Raw genomic sequence first — 25,573 nt, 5'->3', positions numbered from 1 at the left:
CTGCCCGTTAGAGTCGGCGATGCGTCGTTGTTGCCAGGTGTTTTCGTGGAATTGGAGAAAGTCGTGCCGGACCTCAGCTCCCGTGTGCTGGAGCTCGTCGCGTCGGGTCAGGCGACCAGCCGGACCGAGATCGCCGGGCTGCTCGCCGCCGCTCCCTCGACCGTGTCGCACGTGGTGTCACAGCTCCTGTCGCACGGCCTGCTCGCCGAGGAGGGCACCGACGCCTCGACCGGCGGTCGCCCCCGCAAGGTGCTCCGGATCGGCGGGGTGGACGAGTACGCGGTCGCCGCCGACGTCGGCGGCGGTCACGCGCGGATCGGGATCGTGCTGCCTGGAGGCTCGCTCGAGTCGGTCGCGAACGTCCCGTTCGCGCTCTCCGACGGCCCCACCGCCGGGCTCCAGCGACTGGCGTCGCTGCTGGAGGAGCTGATCGAGTCCCGCGGAGCGGCCGGTCTCCGTGGCGTCGGGCTCAGCCTGCCCGGCCCGGTCGACGTCGAGGCCGGTGTCGTCGACCTGCCGAGCCGGATGCCCGGGTGGAACGGGTTCCCCGTCGCGTCGTGGCTCACCGAGCGGTTCGGGGTCCCGGCGGCGGTCGACAACGACGCGAACTGCATGGCCGCCGGTGAGCAGATCGTGCAACCCGCATCGCGGCGACAGGCCATCACGATCAAGGCCGGATCGGCGATCGGTGCCGGGATCGTCATCGACGGCCGGCTCTACCGGGGCGCCACCGGCTCCGCCGGGGACATCACACACGTGCGGATCGACGCCGCCGGGGACACCCCGTGTTCGTGCGGCAACACCGGGTGCCTCGAGACCGTGGCGTCCGGTGCCGCGCTCGTCCGGATCCTCAGCGCCGCGGGGGTGCCGGTCACCTCGACGGCCGACGTCGTGCGACTCGCATCCGACGCCGACCCCGAGGCCACCCGGGCCGTGCGGCTCGCGGGCCGTTACCTCGGCGAGGTGCTCGCCGCCAACGTGAACTTCTTCAACCCGGATGCCGTGTACCTCGGCGGCATCCTGTCCACCCTCGACCCGTTCGTCGCGGCCGTGCGCAGCCAGCTCTACGAGAGCTGCCACCCGCTCATGACGCAGCACCTCGTCATCGAGCGCGCGTCGCTCGGCGCGGACGCGGGTCTCGTCGGAGCCGGACAGTTCGCCCTGCAGCGCGGGCTCGCCGCATCGCTGCAGGACCTGTCGACGCCGATCCCCCAGTCGACCACCAGGAACAGGAGCGTCCGTGTCTGACACGACCAGCACCACGACCGCCGGCACCGCCCACCGTCCCGTCATCGCCATCGCCGGGCTCGCCATCGAGACGTCGACGTTCACGCCGACACGGACCCTCGCACCGGCGTTCCACCCGGACCGCGGGGACGAGGTCGTCGCGCGGTACCCGTTCCTCGCGTCGCTGGACGCCGACTTCCGTGGGGCGCTCATCGGGCACGCGCTGCCGGGTGGCATCGTCGACCGCGCGTCGTACGAGGAGCTCGCGTCCGAGATCGTTGCGCGCCTGACCGCGATCGTGGCATCGACGTCCGTGGACGGGCTCTGGTACGACATCCACGGCGCGATGGTCGTCGAGGGGCTGGACGACGCCGAAGCAGACCTCCTCGGACGCATCCGCGCGGTGATCGGCCCCGACGTGGTCGTCTCCGCCTCGATGGACCTGCACGGCAACGTCACGGCGGAGCTCGCGCACCAGGTCGACCTCGTCACCTGCTACCGGATGGCCCCGCACGAGGACGCCATGGAGACGAAGGAGCGCGCCGTCCGGAACCTCGTCGACGTGCTCACCACCCGGCCCGTCGGTGCCCAGCGTCCGGTGAAGGCGTGGATCCCGATCCCCGTGCTGCTCCCCGGTGAGCAGACCTCGACGCGCATCGAGCCCGCGGCGTCGCTGTACGCGCAGGTGCCGGAGGTCGAGGCGACCGAGGGCGTCCTCGACGCCGCTATCTGGGTCGGGTACGCCTGGGCCGACCAACCCCGCGACCGTGCCGTCACCGTCGTCACCGGGTGGTCGACGGACGCGGTCGCCGCGGGCGCCGAACGACTGGCGCGGGCGTTCTGGGACGTCCGCGAGGACTTCGTGTTCGTCGCGCCGACGGGCTCCTTCGACGAGTGCCTCGCCGCCGCGCTGGCTCCCGACGCCACACGGCCGTACTTCATCTCGGACTCCGGCGACAACCCGACCGCGGGCGGCTCGGGCGACATGACGTGGGGGCTGACGCAGGTGCTCGCGCACCCCGCGTTCGCGGACCCGACCGGCCCGGTGGTCATCTACGCGAGCGTGCCCGGCGCCGATGCCGTCGCGACCGCCGTCGACGCCGGTGTCGGTGCGACCGTCACCGTGACCGCCGGCGCCACGGTCGACGCCGTGCACGCGGGCCCGATCACGATGACCGGTCGCGTGCACGCGATCAAGCACGGCGACCGCGACGCAGAGATCGAGGTCGTGCTGCAGGTCGGCAGCGTCTTCGCGATCCTCACGAAGACCAGGAAGCCGTACCACCACGAGCACGACTTCACCGACCTCGACCTCGACCCGCGCAGCGCCGACGTCGTCATCGTGAAGATCGGCTACCTCGAACCAGAGCTCTTCGACATGTCCGCCGACTGGATGCTCGCGCTCACCCCGGGTGGCGTCGACCAGGACCTCGAGCGGCTCGGGCACCACAGGATCGAGCGGCCGATGTTCCCCTACGATCGAGTGTTCCCGTCGGAGCCCGACCTGACCGCGCGGATCATCCCCTCGTCGAACGAACCCCTCGGAGCCGTGCTGTGACCGTTGCCCTCGAGATCGCCGTCACCTCGCCGGCCGGTGCCGCGACCGCCCGCGACGGCGGTGCCGACCGCGTCGAGCTCTGCGTCGGGCTGGAGCTCGGCGGACTGACCCCGTCGCAGGCCCTCGTCGAGGCCGTGCACGAGACCGGCATCCCGGCGCACGCGCTCATCCGCAGCCGGCCGGGCGGGTTCGTGTTCGACACAGCCGAGATCGACCTCATGGAACGGGAACTCCGGGCTGTGCTGCGCTCCGGTGCCGCCGGCGTCGTGGTCGGGGCGCTGCGTCCGGACCACTCCCTCGACGTGGACGTCCTCCGGCGCTTCGTGGCGACGGCGAAGGAGGTCCGCGACACGGCCGAGGTCACCCTGCACCGCGCGATCGACCACGCCGCCGACCCCGTCGCAGCCGTCGCGCTGCTCGCCGAGATCGGGTTCACCCGCGTGCTGACGTCCGGCGGCAAGCCCACCGCGGTCACCGGCGCCACGACGATCGCCCGCATGGTCGATGCCGCCGGGCCCGTGCAGGTCATGGCGGGCGCGGGGGTCACTCCCGCTGACGTCCCGGCTCTCCTCGCGACGGGGGCCGCCGCCGTGCACCTCTCCGCCAAGCGCCCCGCCGCGGACAACGCGCACGCCGGTGTCCCGATGGGCGGTGCCGACGACGGCGCCGCACACTTTGTGACCGACCTCGAGGTCGTCCGGGCCGCCCGCGCCGCGGTCGACGCCTGACAGGCCCGCCGTTCGCTCCCCACTCCCTCCTCTCCCCCCCCTTCACGCGAAAGCGACAGTTTCCGCCCGGAATCCACCGGGAAACTGTCGCCTTCGCGAACGAGACGAAGACACATTCCGACCGACCGTCGCTTTCGCGCTGCAGTCCCGGCACGATGGACCCGTGGGGAACGGACGGTCGGCGACCGGGGCGGCGATCGGCGCCGCACTGCTCGTCGCGGCGCTCGGGGGGTGCGCGGTGTTCCCGACGGCCTGTCCGGCGATCGGGTGGACGAACGCCGTCGAGGTTCGCGTTCCGGGCTCGTCGGGGGCCACGTCGGCCGTGCGCGAGGTCGCATTCTGCGGCGGCGGTGACGACTGCGCTCCAGGGGTAGCGCCGGAGACATCGCCGTCCCCGACGGGGAATGCGACACCGGCGGCACCTCCGGCTCCGGGGCCCCTCACCCCGAAGCCCGAGCCGACGGACACCGTCACCCTGTCCCCGACGCCGTGGCGGACGACGATCCGCGACGGCGAGGTCTGGACGATCTCGACGGACATGGGCACGCCGGACCGCGGCCGAGTGGCGCTCCGCGACCGGGAGGGCACGACACTGACCGAACAGGCCGTCGTCCTGTCGTGGAAGCGCCACGGCGGCTCCGCCCAGTGTGGCGGCCCGAGCACAGCCACGGTCATCGTGCAGCCGTGACAATTAGTTCGAGAGTTGACAGTTAGAACTCAAACACTTAGAGTTCTGAGCATGACGCAGCGCGCACCACACTTCGACACCCCGCTCCAGCTCATGCGCTGGATCGGGTGGGCCCAGCGCAAGGCCGCCGAAGAGTGGGTGCGCGAGCGCGAGCTCACCCACGAGCAGAGCTTCGTGCTCGGCTACCTCCAGCAGAACCCCGGGGCCATCCAGCGTGACATCGCCGAGATGACCCGGACCAGCGCCGCGAGCGTCTCGAGTCTCCTGCAGGGCCTCGAGAAGCGCGGGCTGATCGAACGACGAGCAGAGGCCGGCAACGCCCGGACGAAGCTCGTGTACGCCACGCCGACCGGCATCGACCTGATCGCCGGGTTCGAGGACGCGATGCTCGCCCTCGACGACACCCTGCTCGCCCCGCTCACCCCGGACGAGCGCGCCACCCTCCGCACCCTGCTGCTGAAGGTCACCGCGGAGCTCGACGAGCCCACCCGGTAGACCACGCCCGCCAGGGCGCCACCACTTCCACTCACACCACGCCGTGCCGGCGTCCGTCGGCGCGCGCTCGACCCTGCCCGGAACCGGGAGGGAAGGAGCACACCATGAGCACCGAAACCGCACCCGCCGCCGCGGAACGGACCGCAGCGGAAAAGAACCGCTGGTACCTCTCCGCCGCCCCCATCGCCAGGGCCCTCGTGCACCTCTGCGTGCCGATGGCCGCCGCGATGGTCGTCAGCGCCCTCTACAACGTCATCAACGCGGGCTTCATCGGCTCGCAGCACGACACCTCGCTCCTCGCCGCGATCACCTTCGGCACCCCGCTCCTCGGCCTGATCATGGCGATCGGCGGCGTGTTCGGCGTCGGCGGCAGCTCGCTGATGTCCCGCCTGCTCGGCGCGTCCGAGCACGACCCCGCGAAGGCCGCCGAGATCAAGCACGTGGCGTCCTTCGCCGTGTGGGGCTCGGTCATCACGGGCATCGTCCTCGGTGGCATCGGACTGCTCCTCCTGCAGCCCCTCGTGGGCGTGCTCGGCGCCGACGCGGCAGCCGTGCCCGCCACGAGCGCCTACGTCGCCGTCATGCTCGCGTTCGTCCCCGTGCTCGCCGCCGCGTTCTGCCTCGAGCAGATGGTCCGGGCAGAGGGTGCGGCACGCCAGGCCATGATCGGCCTCATCCTGTCGACGATCGGGAACCTCGTCTTCGACGTGCTGTTCATCCTGGTCCTGCACTGGGGCGTCGCCGGTGCCGCACTCGCGGTCGGTCTCGCCAACGCCGTCAGCATCGTCTACTGGGTGAGGTGGCTCGGCAAGCACAGCGAGAACGTCTCCCTGTCGCTCCGCTGGTTCACGCTCCGCCCCGCCGTCCTGGGGCCGGTGTTCGGCATCGGTGTCAGCGAGCTGCTGCAGGCCGGGTTCCTCATCGTCACGACCCTCGTCCTCAACAACCTCGCCGCGCAGTACGGCGACGACCCGCTCGCCGCGATGGGCGTCGCGGTCCGCATCGCCCAGGTGCCGGAGTTCCTGGTGATGGGCGTCACGATCGGTGTCCTGCCGCTCCTCGCGTACGCCTACGGCAAGGGCGACAAGGCCCGCCTGCACTCCGCGCTCAAGGCGTCGGCACTCACCGTCGGCGCGATCGTCCTGATCTTCTCCGGCACGGTGTTCGTCTTCCGCGAGCAGGTCTTCACGATCTTCTCCTCCGACCACTCCGTCCTGGCGATCGGCCTGACTATCCTGGTCGCCCAGCTCGTCGCGACGATCGTGAACGGCTTCACCGGCCTGTTCACCTCGCTGTTCCAGGCCGCGGGCCTCGCCACCCCGGCGATCGCGATGTCGATGGCGCAGGGCATCCTGTTCATCCCGATCGTGCTGCTCGGCAACCTGTGGTTCGGCCTCGCCGGCATCATCTGGGCGCTGACGATCACGGAGATCCTGGTCTTCCTCGCCGGCGTCGTCATCTGGCTGGCATCGCGCGGTCGGATCGACCGCGGCCTCACCGAGGGCAGCGCAGAGCGGGCGGAAGCCGTCCTCGAAGCAGCGGCCGCCTGACCACGTGCCCCGAGGCGGACGGGAGGCACGTAGGGTCGTGAGATGGCTGGCACCGGCGAGTACGCGATCTTCCTCAACGGCTCGTACGGCGTCGGGAAGACCGCGACGCTCGACCACGTCGGGAACGTCCTCGCGGCGGCCGGACGGCCGTTCGCCCTGATGGACGTCGACTGGTTCCACCGCTCCTGGCCGGTGGCGGACCACGACCCCGACAACACCGTGATCGAGGCGCAGAACATCGCCGCCGTGTGGGCGGCCTACCGCGCTGCCGGTCCGCGGCAGCTGGTCCTGAGCGGTGTGATCGCGAGCCGGACCGACCTCCACCGGTACGAGGACGCGGTCGGCATGCCGGTCCGGGCGGTCCGACTCGTCGCGGAGCCCCCGACCGTCGAGAGCCGGTTGCGCCGACGGTACGACGCTGATCAGGACGACGCACTGTCCTGGCACCTCGAGCGGTACGCCGAGCTCCAGGATCGACAGGCCCGGGCAGACCTCGACGAGGCCGTGATCGCGACGGACGGCACGACCCCGGTCGAAGTCGCCCGGGCGGTCGTCGCGCACTTCGACTCGACGGTGCACGATGTCGTCTGACGTGGAGGAGTCGTACGCGGGCAGGGCGGCCGAGTACATCGGCCTGCTCGGGTCGATGGCGTCGGTGCATCCCGCTGACGAGCACCTCGTGACGACGTGGGCGCGCGGCGTCGACGGCCCGATCATCGACGCCGGGTGCGGCCCGGGACACTGGACCGCCCACCTCGCCGAGCGCGGCTGCGACGTGCACGGGATCGACCAGGTCCCCGCGTTCATCGAGCACGCCCGGGCGGCCCACCCGAGTGCGGCCTTCGACCTCGCGAGCACGGACGCGCTCCCCGACGCCGAGAGCAGTCACGCCGGTGTGCTCGCCTGGTACTCGCTCATCCACCGCGAACCGGCCGTGATCCACCGCCCGCTCCAGGAGTTCGCGCGGGTCCTCCGCCCCGGCGGCGGGCTGCTCGTCGGGTTCTTCGTCGGACCGCGGGTGGAGGCCTTCGACCACGCGGTCGTCACCGCGTACCGCTGGTCTCCCGAAGCGCTGTCGGCAGCACTGCGCTCCGCCGGGTTCGACGTGCTCGAGGCGCACACGCGCACCGGGCCGGCGGACGGTCCACGGCCGCACGGCGCGATCGTCGCGCGGCGTCGGGACGACGCACCGTCGTTAACCTGACCGTCGCATGCGCATGGCATGGTGGGTCCGGGCATCGCCGCCCGCAGCCCAGCCAGCCGCGAGCGGAGATCGATGCCAGCACCCGACCTGATGGTCGTCACCGACCTCGACGGCACGTTCCTCGACCACCACGACTACTCGTTCGAGCCGGCCCTCCCCGTGCTCGATCGTCTGCGGTCCGACGGCGTCCCGGTGGTGTTCTGCAGCAGCAAGACGACGGCCGAGATCACGACCCTGCAGGAGCGCACCGGGCTGACCGGCGAGGCGTTCGTCGCGGAGAACGGCGCGGTCGTCGTCGGCCGAGGCGGAACCGTCCTCGCCGGACCGTCGGACGACAGCCTCGGGCGGCTGCAGGACGCGCTCGACGATCTGCGCGTCGGCCTCGACCTGCACTTCGAGACGTTCTCGAGCGTCCCGGACGAGATCGTCGCGACGTGGACCGGGCTCGATGTCGACGCCGCGTCCGCAGCCCGTCGGCGTGCGGCGTCCGAGGTCCTCCTCTGGCACGCCGAGGACGACGACCGCGCCGACGACTTCCGCACGGGGCTCGCCGCGGCCGGGCTCGACCTGGTGCGCGGCGGCCGGTTCTGGCACGTGCTGCCGACCGGGTGCGGCAAGGGCGCTGCGGTGCGGATGCTCCTCGCCGACCACGAGCGCCGGACCGGCCGGACGCCGTGCACGATCGGGCTCGGCGACGGCCCGAACGACACCGACCTGCTCGATGCCGTCGACCTCGCCGTCGTCGTCCGCGGCCACGGCCCGGCGCCGGGACCGCTCGTCGACGACCGACCCGAACGCGTGTACCGAACGACCGCCCCCGGCCCGCACGGCTGGACCGAGGGCCTGACCCACTTCCTGAGGAGCGACCGATGAGCGACTTCCACCAGAACGGCGTCATCACGACGTTCCACGACCTCAGCCGCCGCAGCACCGCGAGCATCGAGGACGACCTGCGCGGGTTCGCCGAGAAGCGTCCGATGAGCCTGATCCTGCCGGCGCTGTACTCGGAGCTCGAGCGGCCGGCGTTGACCCGCATCGTCGACGAGCTCGCGGAGGCCGACTGGCTCAGCGAGATCGTGATCGGGCTCGACCGTGCCGACCGCGCGCAGTTCGAGCACGCCCGCGCGTTCTTCGCACGGCTGCCGCAGCGCCACCGGATCCTGTGGAACGACGGTCCCCGCCTCAAGGCGCTCGACGCCGACCTCGACGCCGCTGGGCTGGCACCCGGTGAACCCGGCAAGGGCCGCAACGTCTGGTACTGCACCGGGTACGCGCTGGCCTCCGAGCGGGCCGAGTGCATCGCCCTGCACGACAGCGACATCACCACCTACGAGCGGGGCATGCTCGCCCGGATGCTCTACCCGCTGGCCAACCCGGCGTTCGACTACGAGTTCTCGAAGGGCTACTACGCCCGCGTCGCCGACGGTCGGATCAACGGCAGGGTCGGACGCCTGCTCGTCGGTCCGCTGCTCCGGTCGCTCCGCCAGGTCTACGGGGAGTCCGAGTACCTCGAGTACCTCAGCAGCTTCCGCTACCCGCTGTCCGGCGAGTTCGCGATGCGCGCGCACGTCCTGAACGGGCTGAAGATCCCGGGCGACTGGGGTCTGGAGATCGGGATGCTGTCCGAGGTCTACCGCGACTACGCCACGCGCCAGGTGTGTCAGGTGGAGATCGCCGACGCGTACGACCACAAGCACCAGCCCCTCGCCGAGGCCGACGGCACCGGCGGGCTCGCACGCATGGGGAACGACATCGTGCAGTCGCTGTTCCGGAAGCTCGCGACGATGGGTGTCCCGCTCACCTCGGACTCCTTCCGGGTGCTCAAGGCGACGTACTACCGGAACGCGCTCGACATCGTCGAGATCTACCGGCACGAGGCGGAGATGAACGGGCTCGGGTTCGACCAGCACGCAGAAGAGGCAGCGGTCGAGCTCTTCACCAAGGCGATCCTCGACGCGGGCGGCGCCTTCACCGCCCGCCCGAACGACCGGGCGTTCATCCCGAGCTGGAGCCGCGTGCGTTCCGCGGTCCCCGACGTCCTGGACCGGCTGAGCGCCGCGGTGGAGGCGGACCAGCAGGACTGAGCAGCGGGTCTGAGCGGCGGCTGGATAGGGTGACGGGGACCGGCGTCACCGTCGAGCCGGCCAGCAGTCAAGGAGTTCGAGATGCCCGCGACCCCGCTCCGGATCGGCCTCGTCGGGGCCGGTGGAATCGCGCACGCCCACATGCCCGGATTGCTGCGGCTCGGGTCCGTGACCGTGTACGCGAAGGACGGTGCGCCGGAGTTCGCGGCCGCATGGGCTTCGGCGGCGGCCGCCGCTGGATCGTCCGTCACGGTCGTGGACTCACTCGACGCCCTGCTCGACGCGGTCGACGTGGTGGACGTGGTCACCCCGACGTTCGCCCACGCCGAGGTTGTCCGCGCGGCCCTCGCCGCGGGCAAGGACGTCGTCTCGGAGAAGCCGCTCGCCCGGACCGATGCGGACGCGTCGGATCTGGTGCAGTGCGCACGGGACGCGGGCCGGCGGCTCTTCCCGGCCCACGTGGTGCGCTTCTTCCCTGCGTACGTGCGCCTGCAGGAGGCCGTGACCACGGGCCTCCTGGGCGACCTGGCGGTCCTGCGGTTCGTGCGCTCCGGCGCCTTCCCGACCCGCACCCCGTGGTTCGCGGACCGCGCCCTGTCCGGCGGGATCGTGATGGACCAGATGATCCACGACCTCGACATCGCGCGCTGGGTGGCCGGCGAGGTGACGACCGTGTCGGCGCTGAGTGTGCGCGCCGGGACCGACGCCGAGCCGGTCGAGGCTTCGCACGTCCTGCTGACCCACGCATCGGGGGCGATCAGCCACGTGGCGGGGATCTGGGGGCCGCAGCACCTGCCGTTCACGACCGAGTACTCGGTGACCGGCACGCTCGGCAGCCTGTCGCACCGATCGCGCGACGAGGTCGACTACGTCGCGGACCTGGCGGTGCCGGAGGCCGTCGACGGGTTCCTGCCGGCGGTCGATCCGGCCGACGATCCGTACGGGCTGGAGCTCGCGGAGTTCTTCGGAGCCGTGAGCGACCCGGGGAAGCCCGAGCCCCGGGTCACGGCGGCGGACGGGGCAGCAGCGGTCCGCATCGCGAACGCCGCGCTCGAGTCGATCGAGACCGGGCAGCCCGTGATGCTGGGAGGTGTCGCGTGACCATCAGGATCGGCGTGATGTCGTTCGCGCACACGCACGCGATCGGGTACCTCAGCGCCCTGCAGGCCATGGACGGCGTCGAGGTGCGGGGATCGGATCCGGACGGCGTGAGCACCGGGACGTCCGTCGGCGAGCTGCGGGGACGCGCCCTCGCCGAGGCGCTCGGGGTCGCCTACGCCGACACCCACGACGAGTTGCTGGCGTGGCAGCCGGACGCCGTCGTCGTCACGAGCGAGAACGCGCGGCACCGGGAGCTCGTCGAACTCGCCGCCGCGGCCGGCGCGCACGTGCTGTGCGAGAAGCCGCTCGCCACGACGTGGGAGGACGGCCTCGCCATCCGGGACGCCGTCGAGCGCGCCGGAGTGCTGCTCATGGTGGCGTTCCCGGTGCGGTTCTCGTCGGCGTTCGCGAAGCTCCGGGCCGCGCACGACGCCGGTGCGCTCGGGCAGCTGTTCGCGATCCGCGGGACGAACAACGGCATGCTGCCACGCACCCGCGACTGGTTCACCGACCCGGCGCTGTCCGGTGGCGGCGCGATCGTCGACCACGTCGTGCACATCGCCGACATGCTCGAGGGGCTCATGGGTGCGGCACCGCAGACCGTGACCGCCGTGGCGAACCGCACGCTGCACGCCGGGCGGGCGCGGGCCGAGACCGCCGGGCTCGCCCGGGCCGAGACCGCCGGGCTCGTGACGATCACCTACGACAACGGGGTGATCGCCGCGATCGACTGCTCGTGGAGCAAGCCGGACACGTCCGCGGTGTGGGGCGGGCTGACGCTCGACGTTGCGGGGACGGGCGGGACCGTGTCGCTCGACTTCTTCGGCCCGGCCGCGCGGGGGATCGTCGCGGAGACGGGACTGCCGATCGAGGCCCGGTACGGCGCCGACTTCGACGAGGCGATGCTCCAGACCTTCGTCGACGCCGTCCGGACAGGGGTGCAGCCCCAGCCCGACGTGCGGGTGGGGCTGCGGACGCTGTCGATCGTGGTGGCAGCGCAGGAGTCCGTGCGGACCGAGCGGACGGTGGCGGTCGACTCGGTGACCGCCACCGCCGGGCCGGGCGACGTCAGCGCTGCAGTGCTTCCGTCAGCTTGACCCGTCCGCCGGTGCGGAGCAGGGCGTTCTCGTAGACCCGGGCGCCGATCACCACGACGAGCGCGGCGGACGCGATGACCACGAGGAGCGACACGATCGGCTCCCACCACTCGGCGGTCCCGAGGAAGATGCGCATCGGCATCCCGATCGGGGCGCTGAACGGCACGTAGGACATGATCCCGAGCACGGTGGGGTTGTCCGCGGCGAAGATGATCAGGAAGTACGGGATCATCACGAGCATCATCACCGGGGTCGTGACGCTGCCGACGTCCTCCTGCCGGGAGACGAGCGACGCAGCCGCCGCGAAGAGCGCCGCGATGAGCACGAACCCGAACGCGAAGAACACGACGAACCAGAGCATGCTCGGCCCGAGGAGCGTGAACAGGTTGTCCTGCCCGGTCACGGCGAGGGTCACCGCCGCGGCGATCGCGATCGCCACGATCTGCCCGAGGGCCATCACGCTGTTCCCGATCACCTTGCCCGCGAGCAGGGCTCTGGCCGGGATCGCCGCCATCAGGATCTCCACCACGCGGGTCGCCTTCTCCTCGACGACGCTCTGCGCGATCGACTGCCCGAACGTGACCGCCGCGGCGAAGAACACGATGCCGAACGCGATCCCGACGAGGGAGATGAGCCCCGGTGCCATCGCGTTCGGGTCGAGCAGCTCCACCTTCGGCGAGACGCTGAGCGCCTGGACGACGTCGGTCGGGGCGCTGTCGAGGCCGACGACGCCGAACCCGATCGGACCGGACTCCGGCACGATCGCGGCATCCACGTCACCGCTGCGGACGAGTCGCTCGGCCGCGGCACGGTCGTCGACCCGGGTGACGTCGAGCCCGCCGGTCGACGGCAGGGTGACACCGTTCACGACGGCGACGGGCGTGGTGCTGCCACCGCTCGACTTGCCGACGATGCCGCCGACCACGATCGACGCGACGACCATCAGGAGCAGGATCAGCGCCGAGATGACGAAGGCCTTGCTGCGGAGCCGCGCCTGGATCTCGCGGATGGAGACGAGGCGGACCGCCTGTGCGGCAGTGCTGGCGGAACGACCCGAGTTCATCGGACGACCTCCCGGAAGACCTCGCTGAGCCGGGCGACCCGGGGCCCGAACGACCCCACCGTCCCCGTGGTGACCGCCCGCTGCAGGACGCGCTGCGCCACGGACTCGGATGCCTCGAAGACCGCGTAGCCGCCGTCGAACTCACGGACGTGCACGTCCGGCTCGTCGCGGAGCCAGGCGACGTCCCCGTCGACCAGCAGCTCCCACGCCGCCGGACCCGCCGCACGGCGGAGTTCCTCCTGCGGGCCCGCAGCCCGGACCCGACCGTCGGCGATGACCACGACGTCGTCGCAGAGCCGCTCGACCACGTCGAGCTGGTGACTGGAGAACAGGACCGGGACCCCGTCGGCCGCCGCCTCGCGCAGGACGCCGAGCACGGTGTCGACGGCCATCGGGTCGAGACCGGAGAACGGCTCGTCGAGCACGAGGACCTCCGGCCGGTGGGCGAGCGCCGCCGCGACCTGCACGCGCTGCTGGTTGCCGAGCGAGAGCTTCTCGACCGGGTCGGCCGCGTGCTGCGTCAGTTCGAGGCGCTCGAGCAGCTCGGCGGTGCGGGTGGCAGCCGCGCGACGGTCCACCCCGTGCAGCCGCGCCAGGTAGGTGACCTGCTCGGCGACGGGCATCTTCGGGTACAGGCCCCGTTCCTCGGGCATGTAGCCGAAGCGTCGGCGGTCGGCGGGACCGATGGCCTGGCCGTCGATCGACACCGTTCCGCTGTCGGCGTCGAGCACGCCGAGCATGATGCGCATGGTGGTGGTCTTGCCGGCGCCGTTGCCGCCGACGAACCCGGTGAGCCGACCCCGGCCGACCGTGAACGCCACGTCGTCGAGCACCCGGCGGTCTCCGAAGTGCTTCGTCACTCCCTCGACACTGAGCATCGTGTCCCCTCTCGTGCGGTGGTGGATCCACCGCACCACCGACGCTACGGAGGAACCGCGGACCGCACCTCCCACGCCGGACGGGTTCCGAGCCTCCGTCCCGAGACGGAGGACGAGACCTACTCGCCGGACCGGGCCACCCCGTGCTCGTACGCCCAGACCACCGCCTGCACGCGGTCCCGGAGCTGCAGCTTCTGCAGCACGTTCGACACGTGCGTCTTCACCGTCGCCTCGCCCACGTACAGCCGCGCCGCGATCTCACCGTTGCTCATGCCCTGCGCGAGCAGCCGCAGGACCTCGGTCTCGCGCTCGGTGAGGCCGGGGACGGTACCGTCCGGAACGCCCGCGGGCGCGGATCCCGTCGCGCGGCTGATCACCCGACGGGTGACGTCCGGCGCCAGCAGCGCGTCCCCGGACGCGACCGTCAGCACCGCGTCGATGAGCTTCTCCGGCGAGGCGTTCTTCAGCAGGAACCCGCTCGCTCCCGCATCCAACGCGGCGAACAGGGTGTCGTCGTTGTCGAAGGTGGTCAGGATCAGGACGGCGGGCGGATCGTCGAGCGCCGTGATGCGCCGGGCTGCCTCGAGCCCGTCCACACCCGGCATCTGCACGTCGAGGCAGACCACGTCCGGCCGGAGCGTGGTGACGGCGTCGACCGCCGTCGCTCCGTCGGCCGCTTCACCGACGACCGTGATGCCCGGCTCCGACTCGAGGATGACCCGGAACCCGGCGCGCACCAGGTCCTGGTCGTCGGCCAGCACCACCCGCACGGTCACGTCGTCGGCAGCCATGCACGCACCAGGAACCCTCCCCGGGCGCGTGGCCCGATCTCGATGCGACCGCCGACGGCGGCGACCCGCTCACGCATCCCGACGTGGCCGAGTCCGCCCCGCCCGGTGCCGTCCGCCTCGGCCCTGGATGCCGGACTGGAGGCTCGACTCCCGATCCCGGTGTCCGTCACCTCGATCTCCACCGCGTCCGGCAGGTACCGGAGTCGCAGGTCCGCGCGCGCGTCCGGTCCGGCGTGCTTCAGGACGTTGGTCACGGCCTCTTGCGCGATGCGGAAGGCGACGCTGGCGACCGTCGGCGGTACCGCACGCTCGGCGCCGACGACGGTGTACTGCGTCGGGTGTCCAGCGGTCTTGGCCGACTCGGCGAGTTCACCGAGCCGGGCGATCCCCTCGGTGCTCGGTGCGGTGTCGCGGTCGTCGCGGTCCGTCTCGCGCAGGGTGCCGAGCATCTTCCGGAGTTCCTCCACCGCGGTCCGGGCGCTGTCCTCGACGACGCCGAGCGACGTCGCCGCCTGGTCCGGGTCGCGGTCGAGCACCCGTCGGGCAGCGCCCGCCTGGACGCCCATGAGGGAGACGTGGTGGGCGACGACGTCGTGCAGTTCCCGCGCGATCCGGACGCGTTCGAGCGTGACGGCCTGTGCCGCGGTCCGCTCCCGCTCGACTGCGAGCTCGGCAGTGCGTTCGGCGAGCTCGTGCTTCGCCACCGCCGACGCCCATGCGCGGTTGCCCGAGTACCAGGCGGCGCCGAAGTACACGAGGTTGATGATGATCGACATCAGCGAGTTCGCGATGATCGGCGAGACCGGTCCGTCGCCCGTCTTCGGCAGGGCGCTCGGCACCGACCAGCTGAACGACAGGGCGATGAACAGCCAGGCGAACATGCCGACGATGACGATCCAGCGCACCACCTCGGCGCGGACGCGGTCGGAGCACCACGCGCCCACCGTGTACAGCGCGATGAAGAGCGTGAAGTTGTTGAAGAACAGCTCGGGCACGTGCAGGATCTGCATCGCCGCGAACGTCGCCGCCACGACCACCGCGACGGTCGTCGGGAAGCGGCGACGGAACGCGAGGGGGCCGGCGTTCGCCACGACGAGCAGGACCGACAGCCACCACGGTGCGAGCTCCTCGTAGAAGCCGGTCGAGCCGTAGAGGATCGTCGAGATGCCCATCGCGACGGCGAGTGCCGCTGCGAGGATCGTGTCCTGCCGGTACTCCGCGCGACCGACGGGCAGCCGCGACCACTCGCGCGTCGTCGCCCCCGTTGCGTCCATGCCGTCAACGGTAGCGGCCCGGGTGCGCTTCGGGGGTTGGCGCGGGCGGTCCGGCGCGCTTGGGGGTCGAATCGCGCGTAGGAGGTCGAATCGCGCGTAGGAGGTCGGTTTTTCCGACCTCCTACGCGCGGTTCGGCTTTCCATTGCGGGCGTTGTGGGTGCTCTGGGCGGTCGCGCAGCAGGACGGGAGGCACGGTGCGGGCTGGCACCGTGCCTCCCGTCCGTCGCGGTGACCGTCCACCGCACGGTCGTTGCGTCCGCAACGTGCGACAGCTGCGCTGTCGCGCGACAGCGACTTCGTCGTTCCGAGTCGGTGCCCGTGCCGGTGTCCGTGTCGCTAGTGCTCCGTGCGGCGCGACCACCGGACCAGCAGGAACAACCCGAGCACGGCGGCCACGGCCACGAACCCGCCGATCCCCACCGATCCTGCTGACACGGCCACGCCGGCGAGCACCGCCAGGACCGGGGCGTCCATCGCCCAGAGGACCCGGATGACCGGCATCGGGTCGCCGACCGCAGAGGGCGCCGGCGTCATCAGGAAGAGCGGCGCGGGCCCGCGGAGGGCGTTGCTGAGATGTGCCGCGACCACGACGATCGGCAGCGCGATGCCGCCCCAGACGAGCACGGGCACCGATGCCGGCGCGACGACGGCACCGAGCACGATCGCTACCCCGCCGGTCAGGAGCAGCGTCGTTCCGGTCGGCACGATGCTGTGGAGGAGGAGCAGCCGCCCGTCGCCGACGCCGTACATCGGGAGGTCCGTCGTGACCTGCGCGGCATGGTGCAGCCCGCGACTGAACGCGCCGACGCCGGTGTACAGCAGGACCGCGGCGAGGGCTCCGAGCAGGAACCCGCCCGCGGGTGCGACTGCGGCGAGCACCAGGAACGCTCCGGCTCCGGCGACCGCCACGACCCCGGCCGCGAGGCGTGCCGGCGTCCGGATCGCACCGACCAGGTCGCGGACGACGAAGACCAGCCCGAGTCGTGCGCTGCGGCGCACCCCGTCGATCCGCCGCCCGACGGTCGGGAGCGCCTGGTAGGACTCGGCGACCGAGGTGAAGTCGAGGCTGACCGCGTGGGCGATCGCCACGTCCCAGTTCGCCGCCTGTGCCGTGAGCGTCGCGTCGTCGATCCGGTCGAGCAGCCACGGCACCGCCACGAGCCCGGCGGCCGCGAGGACGAGCAGCACCACGTCAGCGCCGACGACAGGTCCGGCACTGCTCACCCATGCCCATCGACCGAACGGTTCCGCGGAGACGACCTGCGCCGCCACGGCGAGGAGGAGCAGGACCACGGCGAGCGCCCCGGCGACGCGGGGGAACGACTCACCGATGAGCCAGCACACCACCGCGACCACGCCGACGAGCGCACCGCGCAGCGCGAAGTCCAGCACGGCGGGCGCGGACACCAACCCGAGCGAGCCGAGCGCGAGTCCGATGAACACCGCGATCCCGCCGCCGACCACGACCGCGACGCCCACCGCTCCGAGGACCCGCGACCGGAACACCGTCCGTCGGCGGAGATCGCTGCCGGCCAGCGCGTGGACGAGGAACGGCGGGGCGACCGCCGGCCCACGGCTCCTGCCGATCAGGAGCGCCGCCGCCCAGATGCCGAGCACGACGGTCCCGGCGATCGTCCCTGCGGCCGACGACGCCAGCGCGGACGAGCTGGTCTCCGTGGTGATCCGCAGCCACACGGTCCGGCCGATCGGGGCGCCGACGATGAGCGCGGCGAGCACGAGCGTGTACGCGAGGTAGGCCCGGTCCCCCAGGTCCCGGACCTGACGGTCGCGCCACACGCCGGTGGCGGCAGCGAGTCGTGCGCTCACCGGAGGGCACCCAGGTCGACGACGCGGTCGGCGAGCTGCTCGGTGAGGAGGTCGCTGTGCGTCGCGACGACGAGCGACGCACCGGCGTCTCGGCGACGGCCGAGCACGTCGCTCACCATCTCGAGGCGTTCCTGGTCGAGTCGTTGTTCGGGCTCGTCGAGCAGGAGCACGTCGAACGGTCGCGCGAGCACGAGCGCCAGCCCGACGAGCTGCTGCTGTCCGGTCGACAGCTCGTGCGGGAACCGCCGCACCAGGGTGTCCAGTCCGAGCGCACCGAGTGTCTCCGCGGCCAGCGTCTCGGCGGTGTCGCGGTCGTCGAACCAGGTCGCGGCGACGAGCCGGACGTGGTCCTGGACGGTCAGGTCGCTCGCCATCGGTGGCAGCCCGATCATCGAGGCGACCCGGCGCCGGAAGGCCGGATCGCGACGGGAGATCCGCGCCCCGGCGATGGTGGCGGTCCCCGTCGTCGGCGAACGCATCCCGGCGAGCACGCGGAGCAGGGTCGACTTGCCGGCGCCGTTGTGCCCGCGCACGATGAGGGCCTGTCCCGCGTCGCACCGGACGGTCGTCGTGGGCAACAGGGTCACGTCATCGACCGCGACCACGAGGTCGTCCACGGAGATCATCACGGGACCAGCCTGCCCTGTCGACGTACCGTGACGCGAGCAGGAGTCCTCGGTTACCATCCACTCCACCGTGGTCAGGGGTGACCGCGCCAGGATCAGGGGCCCACCATGACCGCACGACGATGGACGACGGTCGGCATCACGACCACGATGACACTGATCGGCGTGCTGGTCGCACCGGTCACCGCGAGCGCTGCGGTCCCGGACGGCGACGGGACGCTCACCGTGATGCTGACCGACCCGGACAAGCAGCCGATCGCCATGGCCGGCGTGGCCGTGGACCTGCGCGCCGCGGACGGCGGCACCGCCGCGTCGGCGACGAGTGACCAGCGCGGACGCCTGACGTTCGAGGACGTCCCTGCCGGGACCTGGACGCTGCACGGCGAGCGCGAGGGGTCGTACGGCTTCGACGACACGATCCCCGCGTCGCGGACCGGGGTCGTCGTCACGCCGGGTGGTCACGACACCGTCGTGCTCGTGATGCGGAGGGGTGCGTCCATCGGTGGTACGGCGCACAACCCGTCCGGCGGGGACCTCTCCGGCGCGTCGATCGTCGTGCGGGGCTGGAACACCGGCACCGTCAAGCACACGGTGACCTCGCCGGACGGGCACTACTGGGTGCACGGGCTGCCGAGCGACGACTACAGCGTGCAGGTCAACGCGCACGACGAGACCCTCGACTCGTGGCCGGCGCTCCGGAACGAGTCGTGGGGGTTCCACCGCGATCCGGGCTCCACGGCGGCGCGCACGTACGTCCGGGTGTCACACGAAGCGGTCGGCCGCGACGAGACGGTCCTCGACGGGATCGACGGCAGTGCGACCGAGGGCGTCACACTCACCGGCATCGTCAACCCGCAGCTCGACACCGACTTCACGGGCGCCACCGTGCACGTGTACGGCGAGTCCATCGGCAGCACGTTCGACACCCGCATGAGCTACTGGTCCCCGGGCCGCGGCGGGACGTTCGGCGCGGTGTTGAGCGCCGGGCGGTACAAGGTCGAGGTCGTCGGGTGGTCGCCGAGCCAACGTCGGTACGTCTCGTACTGGTACGGCGGTGAGGGCAACCGGCCGGTCGCGGACCGGGCGTCGTCGCACACGATCGTGATGGGCGGAGACCAGAGCCGCTCGGTCTCGTTCTGGAGCACTCGCTGACCGGTAGTTGCCGATGGTTACGCCCGCCACGAGCGACAGGGTCGCTGTCGTACGACACACGCGTTGTCGGTACCGAGCGCTCGCAACTGTTGCACGCGCGGGGCGGCGACAACGTCGATGTCGTGCGACATCGACGTTGTCGTTCCGAATCGCTCGCGCCGCACCCCGCGCTCGCTCCCGGGCTACGCTGCGTTCCACCGGGCAACGCCGACGAGGAGGTCGCGCATGCACAAGGTCACGTACTCGATGACGGCGTCCCTCGACGGGTTCGCCATGGACTCCGACGGACGCTTCGACTGGAGCGAGCCGGACGACGAGGTCTTCCGTGTCTTCCTCGACCAGCTCCGGGGCGTCGACGTGCACCTCATGGGGCGGAAGCTCTACGAGACGATGCTGTTCTGGGAGACGGCGGAGGACGTCCCCGGGCTGAGCGATGCCGAACGCGAGTGGACGACGCTCTGGAAGGCGCTGCCGAAGGTCGTGTTCTCGCGGACGCTCACGGAGGTGCAGGGCAACGCACGCCTGGCGACCGACGGCGTCGCAGCGGAGATCGACCGGCTGCGCGCAGCGCCGGGCGACGGCGACATCGCGATCGGCGGACCGGAGCTGGCGGCCGAGATCGCGGGCCTCGGCCTGATCGACGAGTACCAGCTGGTGGTCGCGCCGGTCCTGGTCGGCGGCGGGACGCCGTACTTCGCGCACGGCGGCGACCAGGTGGGACTCGAACTCCTCGAGACCCGCGTCTTCGCGGCGGGGTCCGTGTTCCTCCGCCATCGCGTCACGCGCTGAGCAGACGTGGACCGCACCGCTGACGGGCTGGAGGCTCGGTGCCAGCTGGCACCGAGCCTCCAGTCCGTCAGTCGGGCGCGTTCAGAGCGCGAGCAGCAGGACCACCAGGGTCGCGACCGACAGCACGAGGAGCGCAGCCGCGCCCTGCAGGCCCTTGTCGCGAGCCCGCACGTGCGCGACGATCGCGCCGACGAAGTACACGATCGAGCCGATGGCGGCAGCGACGCCGAGCGCCGGGATCCACAGCCCCGCGACGAGGCCGATCGTGGCGAGGACCTCGAGTACCCCGAGCACGCGCATCTGCGACGGGGTCACGTGCACCGTTGCCATGTTCGCCCGCATGGGTGCCGCTCCGATGAGCTTCATGACGCCGGAGCCGAGCATGGCGGCGGCGAGGACGAGGGACAGGATGACGGCTGCGATGTGCACGGAGGACTCCAAACGGTGAAGCGGACAGTGGTGTCCGGTTCAATCCGGACAGCACTGTCCGTATTCCCGGAACGCCGTCGTACACTCCGATCGTGAGCGAGACCCACGCGAGAGCACCTCGGAAGGACGCCATCCGCAACCGCGCAGCGATCGTCGAGTCGGCGTGCACGGCCTTCGCGAAGCGGGGACTCGACGCTCCGCTCGAACCGATCGCCGCGGCCGCAGGAGTCGGCAACGCGACGCTCTACCGGCACTTCCCCGAGCGTGCTGCCCTGTGGGAGGAAGTCCTCCGAGCGCCGTTACAGGAGGTCCTCGACCTCGTGCACGAGTGCGCCGAGCTGTCGGAACGGGATCCCTGGAACGGGTTCGCCACCTTCATCCGCCGGACCGCCGAGATCGAGGCGCGACGCGAGGGCTTCAGCGACCTGATGACCACCCGGTTCACGGGCGCGCCGACGCTCCTCGCCATGCGTGCGGAGATCCAGGCCGGCCTCGAGACGCTGTTCCGCCGCGCGCAGGACTCCGGCTCGATCCGGCCCGACGCAGCGCTCGAGGACGTGGCCGTCCTGCAGCTCTCGATGTCGAGCACGATCGCGGCCTTCGGCGAGGTGGCTCCACAGCTGCACCGACGATGGGTCGACCTGCTCCTCGATGCCTTCCGAGCACCGGGCGCTGAACGAGAGCCGCTCGGTGGGCCACCCCTCCGGCCGAACCAGATCTGGCGTGCGGTGATGGCGCGGCGGCGGTAACTCCAAGCCCCTCATCTGGTGCGGAAGTAGCGGTGCAGGGCTCGTTCGCGGATGCTCACCAGGCCGAGGGCTCCCCCGACGACCGCACCGACGATCCCCACGGCGAGACCCACCGTCGCTTCGAGGAGAACGGGCCCCGCGTCCGATCCGTCGAGCCCGCGGATGAGGACGACGACCGACGCGAACGTCGCGACACCGCCCACGACCGCCCACACGACGTGTTGCACGGTCGTGCCGACCAGTTGCGCCGCGATCGTCACGCCGACGTGTCGATCGGACGCGATGGACAGCCGCCGCCGGAGAGCCGCGATGCCGCCGATGACGACGCCCGCGGCGAACGAGGCCACCGTTGCCGTGTTCGCGTCGATCACGGCTCCACCGACCGCGAACCTCGTACCGTGCCGGGGGTTGAGCTGCCCCGTTGCGACCCGTTCCTCACCTTCTGCTCCCGTCGACGGCAAGACGACGCGTCGGACTGCGGCAGTCGCGTCGTCGTCCTGTGGCCAGATCGTCGCCCAGCAGGCATCGAACGATCGGCCGTCGTCCACGGCGGGAGCGAGGAACGCGTACTCGAGTTCTGGGTCACGCCCGTCATCAGGATGGTCGTAGACAGCGGACACCCGGCTGACGCCGGTGGCCGTCGACAGGATGTCGCCGGTCTCGAGGCCGAGCTCGTCCGCGACCGGCCGCGACGCGAACACGCCCGCACCGCCGCTGCCCGTCGGAGAGAGCAGCGCGCCGAACCCTACGGTGACGTCGTACGTCGGCACCGAGGTGCGCGGGAGGGCACTTGGGACGGTGCCCTCGATGTGTTCCCGCAACGCCCCTGCAGCACGGACGCTCGGGATGTCCACGAGCGCGTCACATGCTCGCCCGTCGATCCGATGGGCCGCCCGCACAACGGTCGTGGCGCCCCCGACGGCGACGAACTCGTGCGCAGCGCGGACCTCGGCGACCACTCCGGTGGCCCGCACGCCCACGATCCCGCCGAGGACGATCGCCGTGAGGATCGCGAAGAACGCAGCAGATCCTGCACCCGCGACGACGTCACGCCATCCTTCGCGAACCGCCTCACGAAACCTCACCGGTGTTCACCGAGGTCGAGGACGTCGTCGCACGCTGCGCGGGTGTCCTCGTCGTGAGTCGCAACGACGACGGTCGCGCCCTCGGCAGCGAGCGCCCCGATGGTCCGGTTGACTTCGCGCGCCGTCGCCCGGTCGAGCTGTGCGGTGGGTTCGTCCACGAGCATCACACCGGGACGGGCCGCAACGGCCCTCGCGAGCATCAGCCGTTGCGCTTCGCCGCCGGAGAGCTCTGAGAACCGTGCCGCTGCACGACGACCGAGCCCGAACCGCGCCAGGAGCTCGAGGGCTTCGCGGACCGCGCGCGGGCGTGACGCACCTGCCGCCACACCGGGCAGCGCGACGTGGTCAAGGGCGGTGCGCCCGGCGACGCCGTACGGGTTCTGAAAGACCCACACCACCCGCTCCTCATCCGTGCGCTCGACGACGCCGGACGATGGTGTCTGCATCCCGGCGACGATGGAGAGCAGCGTCGACTTGCCGGATCCACTCGGTCCGACAAGCGCGCACACCCGGCCCGCTGCAAAGGTCGCGTCGACGTCGGTGAACAACGGAGCGCCCGCGACCCAGCTGTGCCCGACCCCCCTCAGGATCACCGACACGTCTGCGACCGGTCCGGATCGACGCGGACCCGGTCGAGCCGTTCTCCGCTCCGGACCCGGACGAAGGCCTGTCCGAGTTCGGACCCGACCAGGGCGACTTGCCGCGCCGAGCCGATCGTCGGCTGCACGCAGGCGAGTCCGTCCGCAACGTGCCAGAGGACGTCCGGCGGCACGACATCGACCTCGAGCGGCTCGGCAAGCAACCAGCTCGCGACGAGTGTCGGAGCTCCTTCGGCCGATGCGACGGCTGACTGATATTCAGGGAGGGCACCGATCGAGCGGAGCGCCGCCCCGTCGCCGATGATGCCGTCCGCTCCGATGTCCACCGTCGCTCCGCCGACGCGCAAGCGACGCGCACCGTCGACAGGGTTCGACGGCACCTGTTCAAGCCGCGCGCTCCGGAGCTCGGCCGGCAGTGACACGAGCATGCCCCCGTCTGGCACGGCGGCTCCGACGACCGCAGAGCACGACCGCACCGTCGTCTCCGCAGCCGGGATCCACGCGAATGCACCGACAGAGACCGAGTCGTCTGGCAGCTCCGCGGCAGGCACTCCGCGCTCGCCGAGGAACAGCCTGGCCGCGCGCAGTGTCCCCGCCCCGACCACTCCGTCGACCGTGACGGTACCTCCGAGCCGCGAGAGCTCCGCCTGCAAGGCCCGGACGTCGTCGCCCCGATCTCCCACGGCGAGGTCACGCCAGAGTGGCATCGACGCCGCGAACGCGATGACCGGTGAGCCATCGACGGTCGCAACGACGTCGCCACTGTGCAGAGCGCCTCCCGTCGTGCACGTCAGGGCGGTCACGGTCCCGGTGCGTGACGTCACGACAGCGCGCGGGGCACCGGTCTCGAGTGCGAGCGAGACCTGTCGCTCATCGGCGTCCGTCCGATGCGTCGCGCTCACGACGGTCCGGGGCTTCGGCGTGGAGAGCGATCGTGGGGCATCGACGGGCAGCGTCAGCACCAGCGTCACCGCGGTCCCCGCGGCGACGAGTACCGAGCCGAGGGCCACGAGCGTCGGAGAAGCTCGTCTCGCCCGGCTCATCCGTCCCGCCAGAGCCCGAGCGGATCGAGCCGACACTGCACCGCATCCGGGTCGTACTCCTTGAACGAGTACACACCCTTGTCGTTCTCGGCGCGCCACTTCCGCTCCGAGTAGCTCTTGGCGACAAGTCCCGCCTTCCGCAGACACGCGACCGTGATCTTCGCCTCGTCCTGCTTCTCAGGGTTTCGACGGGTCTCCTGGTAGAGGAACGTGATGCTCTGGTCGTACCGCTTCTCGCATGCTTCGAGCACGGAGTTCGTCCGATTCATGTCGTTGCTCGGCGGGCTCCCACCCGAGCTCCCGAGTTCGAAACCACCATCTGTGCCGTACGTGATCGTGTACCCGGAATCTGCGAGACATCCGCGGATCCGCTCGTGGGCGTCCTCGAGTTCCGCCGTGGTCACCTTGCCGTCCCCGAGGACCTTCGCTTCGTAACCGGAGACTCCGGCGTTCAGGGCCTCCCGGAAGTCTTCCTTCCACGGCCCGGCGTCCTGCAGCGGAGCGTCAGTTCCTGCCTCAGAAACGGCTCGATCCTCGATCTGCAATCCCGCGCAGCCAGCGGTCGCGCTCACGAGTGCCAGTCCGAGCGCCAGCAGCACGCGCATCACCTGTCGCGCCAGAGCCCGAGCGGATCGAGCCTGCACTGCACGGCGCGCTCATCCCACTCGTTGAACGAGAACACACCCGAGTCGTACTCCGAACGCCACTTCCGTTCGGAATACCCGCCATCAACGATGCCGGACGCCCGGAGACAGGCGACCGTGATCTTTGCCTCGTCCTGCTTTTCTGGGTTCCGGCGGAGTTCGTTGAAGAGCATGGTGATGCTTCGATCGAAGCGACGGGCGCAGGTCTGCATCGCCGTGTCGACGACCCCTGTCGCCGGAAGGTCGCCACCGTCCGCCATCGTCAGGTCTGAGGTTCCATCGTCGGAAATGCGCAGGACGTAGCCCGCATCGCGCATGCACGCTTTCTTCCGCGCTTGTGCGTCTGCGAGTTCCGCGGACGTGATCAGTCCGTCCTCGAGGACTTTCGTCTCGTACGCACTGGAGTCGCTCACCGCATCGCCGAATTCCTGTGCCCAGGGTCCGGCCGATGGCACCGGCGCGGCATCGGCACCCGGGTCCCCTGATCCGACCGAGCAACCCGCGAGAAGCTGAGCGGCCACGACGCCGATGACCAGGACGAGCAATCCGCCTCGACGCAGCGGCAACTCAGACCCGAACCATTCCGTATTGCGTCACGTTCGCGTAGCACAACGGCTCGTAGGACCAGGTGTTCGCTCCGGCGTTGTTGCCGTACTTCAAGATCTTGTTGTCGATGCGGTTGAAATGATGCGCCATACCGCACCCCGTGTAGTTCTTGCCCTTCGTCTGCGTGATCTGCCCCCAGCACGCAGCCGCATTCGCCTCAGGAGCCGAAGCCGTATCGAGCGCAATGCCCCCGCTGACGACCGCGCCGACGAGCGCGGCCCCGAGCAGCAGTTTGGTGATGGTCATGATGTCCTCCCGTACACCGCGAACCCCTCTCGCTGTCCG

General features: G+C 71.1%; 28 protein-coding genes. 15 read left to right on the top strand and 13 right to left on the bottom strand.

Annotation, left to right across the window (positions count from 1 at the left end):
* Positions 1 to 45 precede the first annotated feature (45 nt).
* The 12 genes from ACO0E1_RS13055 to ACO0E1_RS13000 all read left to right on the top strand — a co-directional run bounded on the left by ACO0E1_RS13055 (position 46) and on the right by ACO0E1_RS13000 (position 11,732).
* The gene (locus ACO0E1_RS13055) at positions 46 to 1,248 is read left to right on the top strand and encodes an ROK family protein (protein WP_422874577.1); all 1,203 of its coding nucleotides are present in this window, start codon (positions 46 to 48) and stop codon (positions 1,246 to 1,248) included.
* Positions 1,241 to 2,785 (top strand): M81 family metallopeptidase, encoded by a 1,545-nt coding sequence (locus ACO0E1_RS13050; RefSeq protein WP_422874576.1) that lies wholly within the window; start codon positions 1,241 to 1,243, stop codon positions 2,783 to 2,785. Before ACO0E1_RS13055 ends, ACO0E1_RS13050 begins: the two co-directional genes overlap by 8 nt.
* Positions 2,782 to 3,513 (top strand): copper homeostasis protein CutC, encoded by a 732-nt coding sequence (locus ACO0E1_RS13045; protein WP_422874575.1) that lies wholly within the window; start codon positions 2,782 to 2,784, stop codon positions 3,511 to 3,513. Before ACO0E1_RS13050 ends, ACO0E1_RS13045 begins: the two co-directional genes overlap by 4 nt.
* 163 nt (positions 3,514 to 3,676) lie before the next feature.
* A complete protein-coding gene (locus tag ACO0E1_RS13040) occupies positions 3,677 to 4,201 on the top strand; it encodes a hypothetical protein (RefSeq protein WP_422874574.1) in 525 nt (174 codons plus the stop codon).
* A gap of 51 nt (positions 4,202 to 4,252) precedes the next feature.
* Positions 4,253 to 4,696 carry a MarR family winged helix-turn-helix transcriptional regulator gene (locus ACO0E1_RS13035; protein WP_281266537.1) on the top strand — a complete coding sequence of 148 codons (444 nt, stop codon included), beginning with the start codon at positions 4,253 to 4,255 and terminating at the stop codon, positions 4,694 to 4,696.
* A 104-nt stretch (positions 4,697 to 4,800) separates the two neighbouring features.
* Positions 4,801 to 6,246, top strand: a complete 1,446-nt coding sequence (locus tag ACO0E1_RS13030) for an MATE family efflux transporter (RefSeq protein ID WP_422874573.1) — start codon at positions 4,801 to 4,803, stop codon at positions 6,244 to 6,246.
* Positions 6,247 to 6,288: 42 nt separating this feature from the next.
* Positions 6,289 to 6,837, top strand: coding sequence for a hypothetical protein (locus tag ACO0E1_RS13025; protein WP_422874572.1), 549 nt, complete (start codon positions 6,289 to 6,291; stop codon positions 6,835 to 6,837).
* On the top strand, positions 6,827 to 7,450 hold the full coding sequence (locus ACO0E1_RS13020) for a class I SAM-dependent methyltransferase (protein WP_422874571.1): 624 nt from the start codon (positions 6,827 to 6,829) through the stop codon (positions 7,448 to 7,450). Before ACO0E1_RS13025 ends, ACO0E1_RS13020 begins: the two co-directional genes overlap by 11 nt.
* A gap of 72 nt (positions 7,451 to 7,522) precedes the next feature.
* Positions 7,523 to 8,323, top strand: coding sequence for an HAD-IIB family hydrolase (locus tag ACO0E1_RS13015; protein WP_422874570.1), 801 nt, complete (start codon positions 7,523 to 7,525; stop codon positions 8,321 to 8,323).
* Positions 8,320 to 9,534 carry a glycosyltransferase family protein gene (locus ACO0E1_RS13010; protein WP_422874569.1) on the top strand — a complete coding sequence of 405 codons (1,215 nt, stop codon included), beginning with the start codon at positions 8,320 to 8,322 and terminating at the stop codon, positions 9,532 to 9,534. Before ACO0E1_RS13015 ends, ACO0E1_RS13010 begins: the two co-directional genes overlap by 4 nt.
* 81 nt (positions 9,535 to 9,615) lie before the next feature.
* Entirely contained in the window at positions 9,616 to 10,635 is a 1,020-nt protein-coding gene (locus ACO0E1_RS13005; RefSeq protein WP_422874568.1) for a Gfo/Idh/MocA family protein, read from the top strand.
* The gene (locus ACO0E1_RS13000; RefSeq protein ID WP_422874567.1) at positions 10,632 to 11,732 is read left to right on the top strand and encodes a Gfo/Idh/MocA family protein; all 1,101 of its coding nucleotides are present in this window, start codon (positions 10,632 to 10,634) and stop codon (positions 11,730 to 11,732) included. The genes ACO0E1_RS13005 and ACO0E1_RS13000 overlap by 4 nt, the downstream gene beginning before the upstream one ends.
* Here the strand turns inward: ACO0E1_RS13000 and ACO0E1_RS12995 are convergent.
* The 6 genes from ACO0E1_RS12995 to ACO0E1_RS12970 form a co-directional block, all read right to left on the bottom strand.
* Positions 11,704 to 12,795 carry an ABC transporter permease gene (locus ACO0E1_RS12995; protein WP_422874566.1) on the bottom strand — a complete coding sequence of 364 codons (1,092 nt, stop codon included), beginning with the start codon at positions 12,793 to 12,795 and terminating at the stop codon, positions 11,704 to 11,706. The two genes, ACO0E1_RS13000 and ACO0E1_RS12995, sit on opposite strands and share 29 nt — an antisense overlap.
* Entirely contained in the window at positions 12,792 to 13,673 is an 882-nt protein-coding gene (locus tag ACO0E1_RS12990; RefSeq protein ID WP_422874565.1) for an ABC transporter ATP-binding protein, read from the bottom strand. The genes ACO0E1_RS12995 and ACO0E1_RS12990 overlap by 4 nt, the downstream gene beginning before the upstream one ends.
* A 119-nt stretch (positions 13,674 to 13,792) precedes the next feature.
* Entirely contained in the window at positions 13,793 to 14,464 is a 672-nt protein-coding gene (locus ACO0E1_RS12985; RefSeq protein WP_422874564.1) for a response regulator, read from the bottom strand.
* Positions 14,446 to 15,738: a sensor histidine kinase gene (locus ACO0E1_RS12980; protein WP_422874563.1), complete on the bottom strand. Its 1,293-nt coding sequence runs from the start codon at positions 15,736 to 15,738 to the stop codon at positions 14,446 to 14,448. Before ACO0E1_RS12980 ends, ACO0E1_RS12985 begins: the two co-directional genes overlap by 19 nt.
* Before the next feature lie 337 nt (positions 15,739 to 16,075).
* The gene (locus ACO0E1_RS12975) at positions 16,076 to 17,566 is read right to left on the bottom strand and encodes a hypothetical protein (protein WP_422874562.1); all 1,491 of its coding nucleotides are present in this window, start codon (positions 17,564 to 17,566) and stop codon (positions 16,076 to 16,078) included.
* Positions 17,563 to 18,192 carry an ABC transporter ATP-binding protein gene (locus ACO0E1_RS12970; protein ID WP_422874711.1) on the bottom strand — a complete coding sequence of 210 codons (630 nt, stop codon included), beginning with the start codon at positions 18,190 to 18,192 and terminating at the stop codon, positions 17,563 to 17,565. Before ACO0E1_RS12970 ends, ACO0E1_RS12975 begins: the two co-directional genes overlap by 4 nt.
* 108 nt (positions 18,193 to 18,300) lie before the next feature.
* Here ACO0E1_RS12970 and ACO0E1_RS12965 point away from each other — a divergent pair, with 108 nt between their 5' ends.
* Complete coding sequence (locus ACO0E1_RS12965; RefSeq protein WP_422874561.1) at positions 18,301 to 19,344, top strand: MSCRAMM family protein; 1,044 nt, start codon at positions 18,301 to 18,303, stop codon at positions 19,342 to 19,344.
* A 225-nt stretch (positions 19,345 to 19,569) separates the two neighbouring features.
* Positions 19,570 to 20,133, top strand: a complete 564-nt coding sequence (locus ACO0E1_RS12960) for a dihydrofolate reductase family protein (RefSeq protein WP_422874560.1) — start codon at positions 19,570 to 19,572, stop codon at positions 20,131 to 20,133.
* A gap of 81 nt (positions 20,134 to 20,214) precedes the next feature.
* On the opposite strand, the gene ACO0E1_RS12955 is transcribed toward ACO0E1_RS12960, so the two are convergent.
* A complete protein-coding gene (locus ACO0E1_RS12955) occupies positions 20,215 to 20,562 on the bottom strand; it encodes a DoxX family protein (RefSeq protein WP_422874559.1) in 348 nt (115 codons plus the stop codon).
* Between the two features lie 92 nt (positions 20,563 to 20,654).
* Here ACO0E1_RS12955 and ACO0E1_RS12950 point away from each other — a divergent pair, with 92 nt between their 5' ends.
* Positions 20,655 to 21,311, top strand: coding sequence for a TetR/AcrR family transcriptional regulator (locus ACO0E1_RS12950; RefSeq protein ID WP_422874558.1), 657 nt, complete (start codon positions 20,655 to 20,657; stop codon positions 21,309 to 21,311).
* 11 nt (positions 21,312 to 21,322) lie between these two features.
* On the opposite strand, the gene ACO0E1_RS12945 is transcribed toward ACO0E1_RS12950, so the two are convergent.
* The 6 genes from ACO0E1_RS12945 to ACO0E1_RS12920 are packed head-to-tail and all read right to left on the bottom strand — an operon-like array spanning position 21,323 to position 25,534.
* Positions 21,323 to 22,396 (bottom strand): hypothetical protein, encoded by a 1,074-nt coding sequence (locus tag ACO0E1_RS12945; protein ID WP_422874557.1) that lies wholly within the window; start codon positions 22,394 to 22,396, stop codon positions 21,323 to 21,325.
* The gene (locus ACO0E1_RS12940) at positions 22,393 to 22,995 is read right to left on the bottom strand and encodes an ABC transporter ATP-binding protein (RefSeq protein WP_422874556.1); all 603 of its coding nucleotides are present in this window, start codon (positions 22,993 to 22,995) and stop codon (positions 22,393 to 22,395) included. The genes ACO0E1_RS12945 and ACO0E1_RS12940 overlap by 4 nt, the downstream gene beginning before the upstream one ends.
* The gene (locus ACO0E1_RS12935; RefSeq protein WP_422874555.1) at positions 22,986 to 24,038 is read right to left on the bottom strand and encodes a peptidoglycan-binding domain-containing protein; all 1,053 of its coding nucleotides are present in this window, start codon (positions 24,036 to 24,038) and stop codon (positions 22,986 to 22,988) included. Before ACO0E1_RS12935 ends, ACO0E1_RS12940 begins: the two co-directional genes overlap by 10 nt.
* Positions 24,035 to 24,637 carry a hypothetical protein gene (locus ACO0E1_RS12930; RefSeq protein ID WP_422874554.1) on the bottom strand — a complete coding sequence of 201 codons (603 nt, stop codon included), beginning with the start codon at positions 24,635 to 24,637 and terminating at the stop codon, positions 24,035 to 24,037. Before ACO0E1_RS12930 ends, ACO0E1_RS12935 begins: the two co-directional genes overlap by 4 nt.
* A gap of 5 nt (positions 24,638 to 24,642) precedes the next feature.
* Entirely contained in the window at positions 24,643 to 25,227 is a 585-nt protein-coding gene (locus ACO0E1_RS12925; protein WP_422874553.1) for a hypothetical protein, read from the bottom strand.
* Positions 25,228 to 25,249: 22 nt separating this feature from the next.
* Entirely contained in the window at positions 25,250 to 25,534 is a 285-nt protein-coding gene (locus ACO0E1_RS12920; RefSeq protein ID WP_422874552.1) for a hypothetical protein, read from the bottom strand.
* Positions 25,535 to 25,573: the final 39 nt, after the last annotated feature.

The organism is Curtobacterium guangdongense, from assembly GCF_049341845.1.
GTDB classification, from domain to species: Bacteria; Actinomycetota; Actinomycetes; order Actinomycetales; family Microbacteriaceae; genus Curtobacterium; species Curtobacterium guangdongense.
Note: the sequence above shows the minus strand (reverse complement) of the source record. Positions and strands in the feature narration are given on the sequence as shown.

Bases quoted from the DNA above. Each gene is read 5' to 3' on its own strand.
- ACO0E1_RS13030 (WP_422874573.1), top strand. From the start codon at position 4,801: ATGAGCACCGAAACCGCACCCGCCGCCGCGGAACGGACCGCAGCGGAA.
- ACO0E1_RS13015 (WP_422874570.1), top strand. From the start codon at position 7,523: ATGCCAGCACCCGACCTGATGGTCGTCACCGACCTCGACGGCACGTTC.
- ACO0E1_RS13025 (WP_422874572.1), top strand. From the start codon at position 6,289: ATGGCTGGCACCGGCGAGTACGCGATCTTCCTCAACGGCTCGTACGGC.
- ACO0E1_RS12960 (WP_422874560.1), top strand. From the start codon at position 19,570: ATGCACAAGGTCACGTACTCGATGACGGCGTCCCTCGACGGGTTCGCC.
- ACO0E1_RS13010 (WP_422874569.1), top strand. From the start codon at position 8,320: ATGAGCGACTTCCACCAGAACGGCGTCATCACGACGTTCCACGACCTC.
- ACO0E1_RS13035 (WP_281266537.1), top strand. From the start codon at position 4,253: ATGACGCAGCGCGCACCACACTTCGACACCCCGCTCCAGCTCATGCGC.
- ACO0E1_RS12990 (WP_422874565.1), bottom strand. From the start codon at position 13,673: ATGCTCAGTGTCGAGGGAGTGACGAAGCACTTCGGAGACCGCCGGGTG.
- ACO0E1_RS12920 (WP_422874552.1), bottom strand. From the start codon at position 25,534: ATGACCATCACCAAACTGCTGCTCGGGGCCGCGCTCGTCGGCGCGGTC.
- ACO0E1_RS12980 (WP_422874563.1), bottom strand. From the start codon at position 15,738: ATGGACGCAACGGGGGCGACGACGCGCGAGTGGTCGCGGCTGCCCGTC.
- ACO0E1_RS12970 (WP_422874711.1), bottom strand. From the start codon at position 18,192: ATGATCTCCGTGGACGACCTCGTGGTCGCGGTCGATGACGTGACCCTG.
- ACO0E1_RS13005 (WP_422874568.1), top strand. From the start codon at position 9,616: ATGCCCGCGACCCCGCTCCGGATCGGCCTCGTCGGGGCCGGTGGAATC.
- ACO0E1_RS12985 (WP_422874564.1), bottom strand. From the start codon at position 14,464: ATGGCTGCCGACGACGTGACCGTGCGGGTGGTGCTGGCCGACGACCAG.
- ACO0E1_RS12995 (WP_422874566.1), bottom strand. From the start codon at position 12,795: ATGAACTCGGGTCGTTCCGCCAGCACTGCCGCACAGGCGGTCCGCCTC.
- ACO0E1_RS13020 (WP_422874571.1), top strand. From the start codon at position 6,827: ATGTCGTCTGACGTGGAGGAGTCGTACGCGGGCAGGGCGGCCGAGTAC.
- ACO0E1_RS12935 (WP_422874555.1), bottom strand. From the start codon at position 24,038: ATGAGCCGGGCGAGACGAGCTTCTCCGACGCTCGTGGCCCTCGGCTCG.
- ACO0E1_RS12965 (WP_422874561.1), top strand. From the start codon at position 18,301: ATGACCGCACGACGATGGACGACGGTCGGCATCACGACCACGATGACA.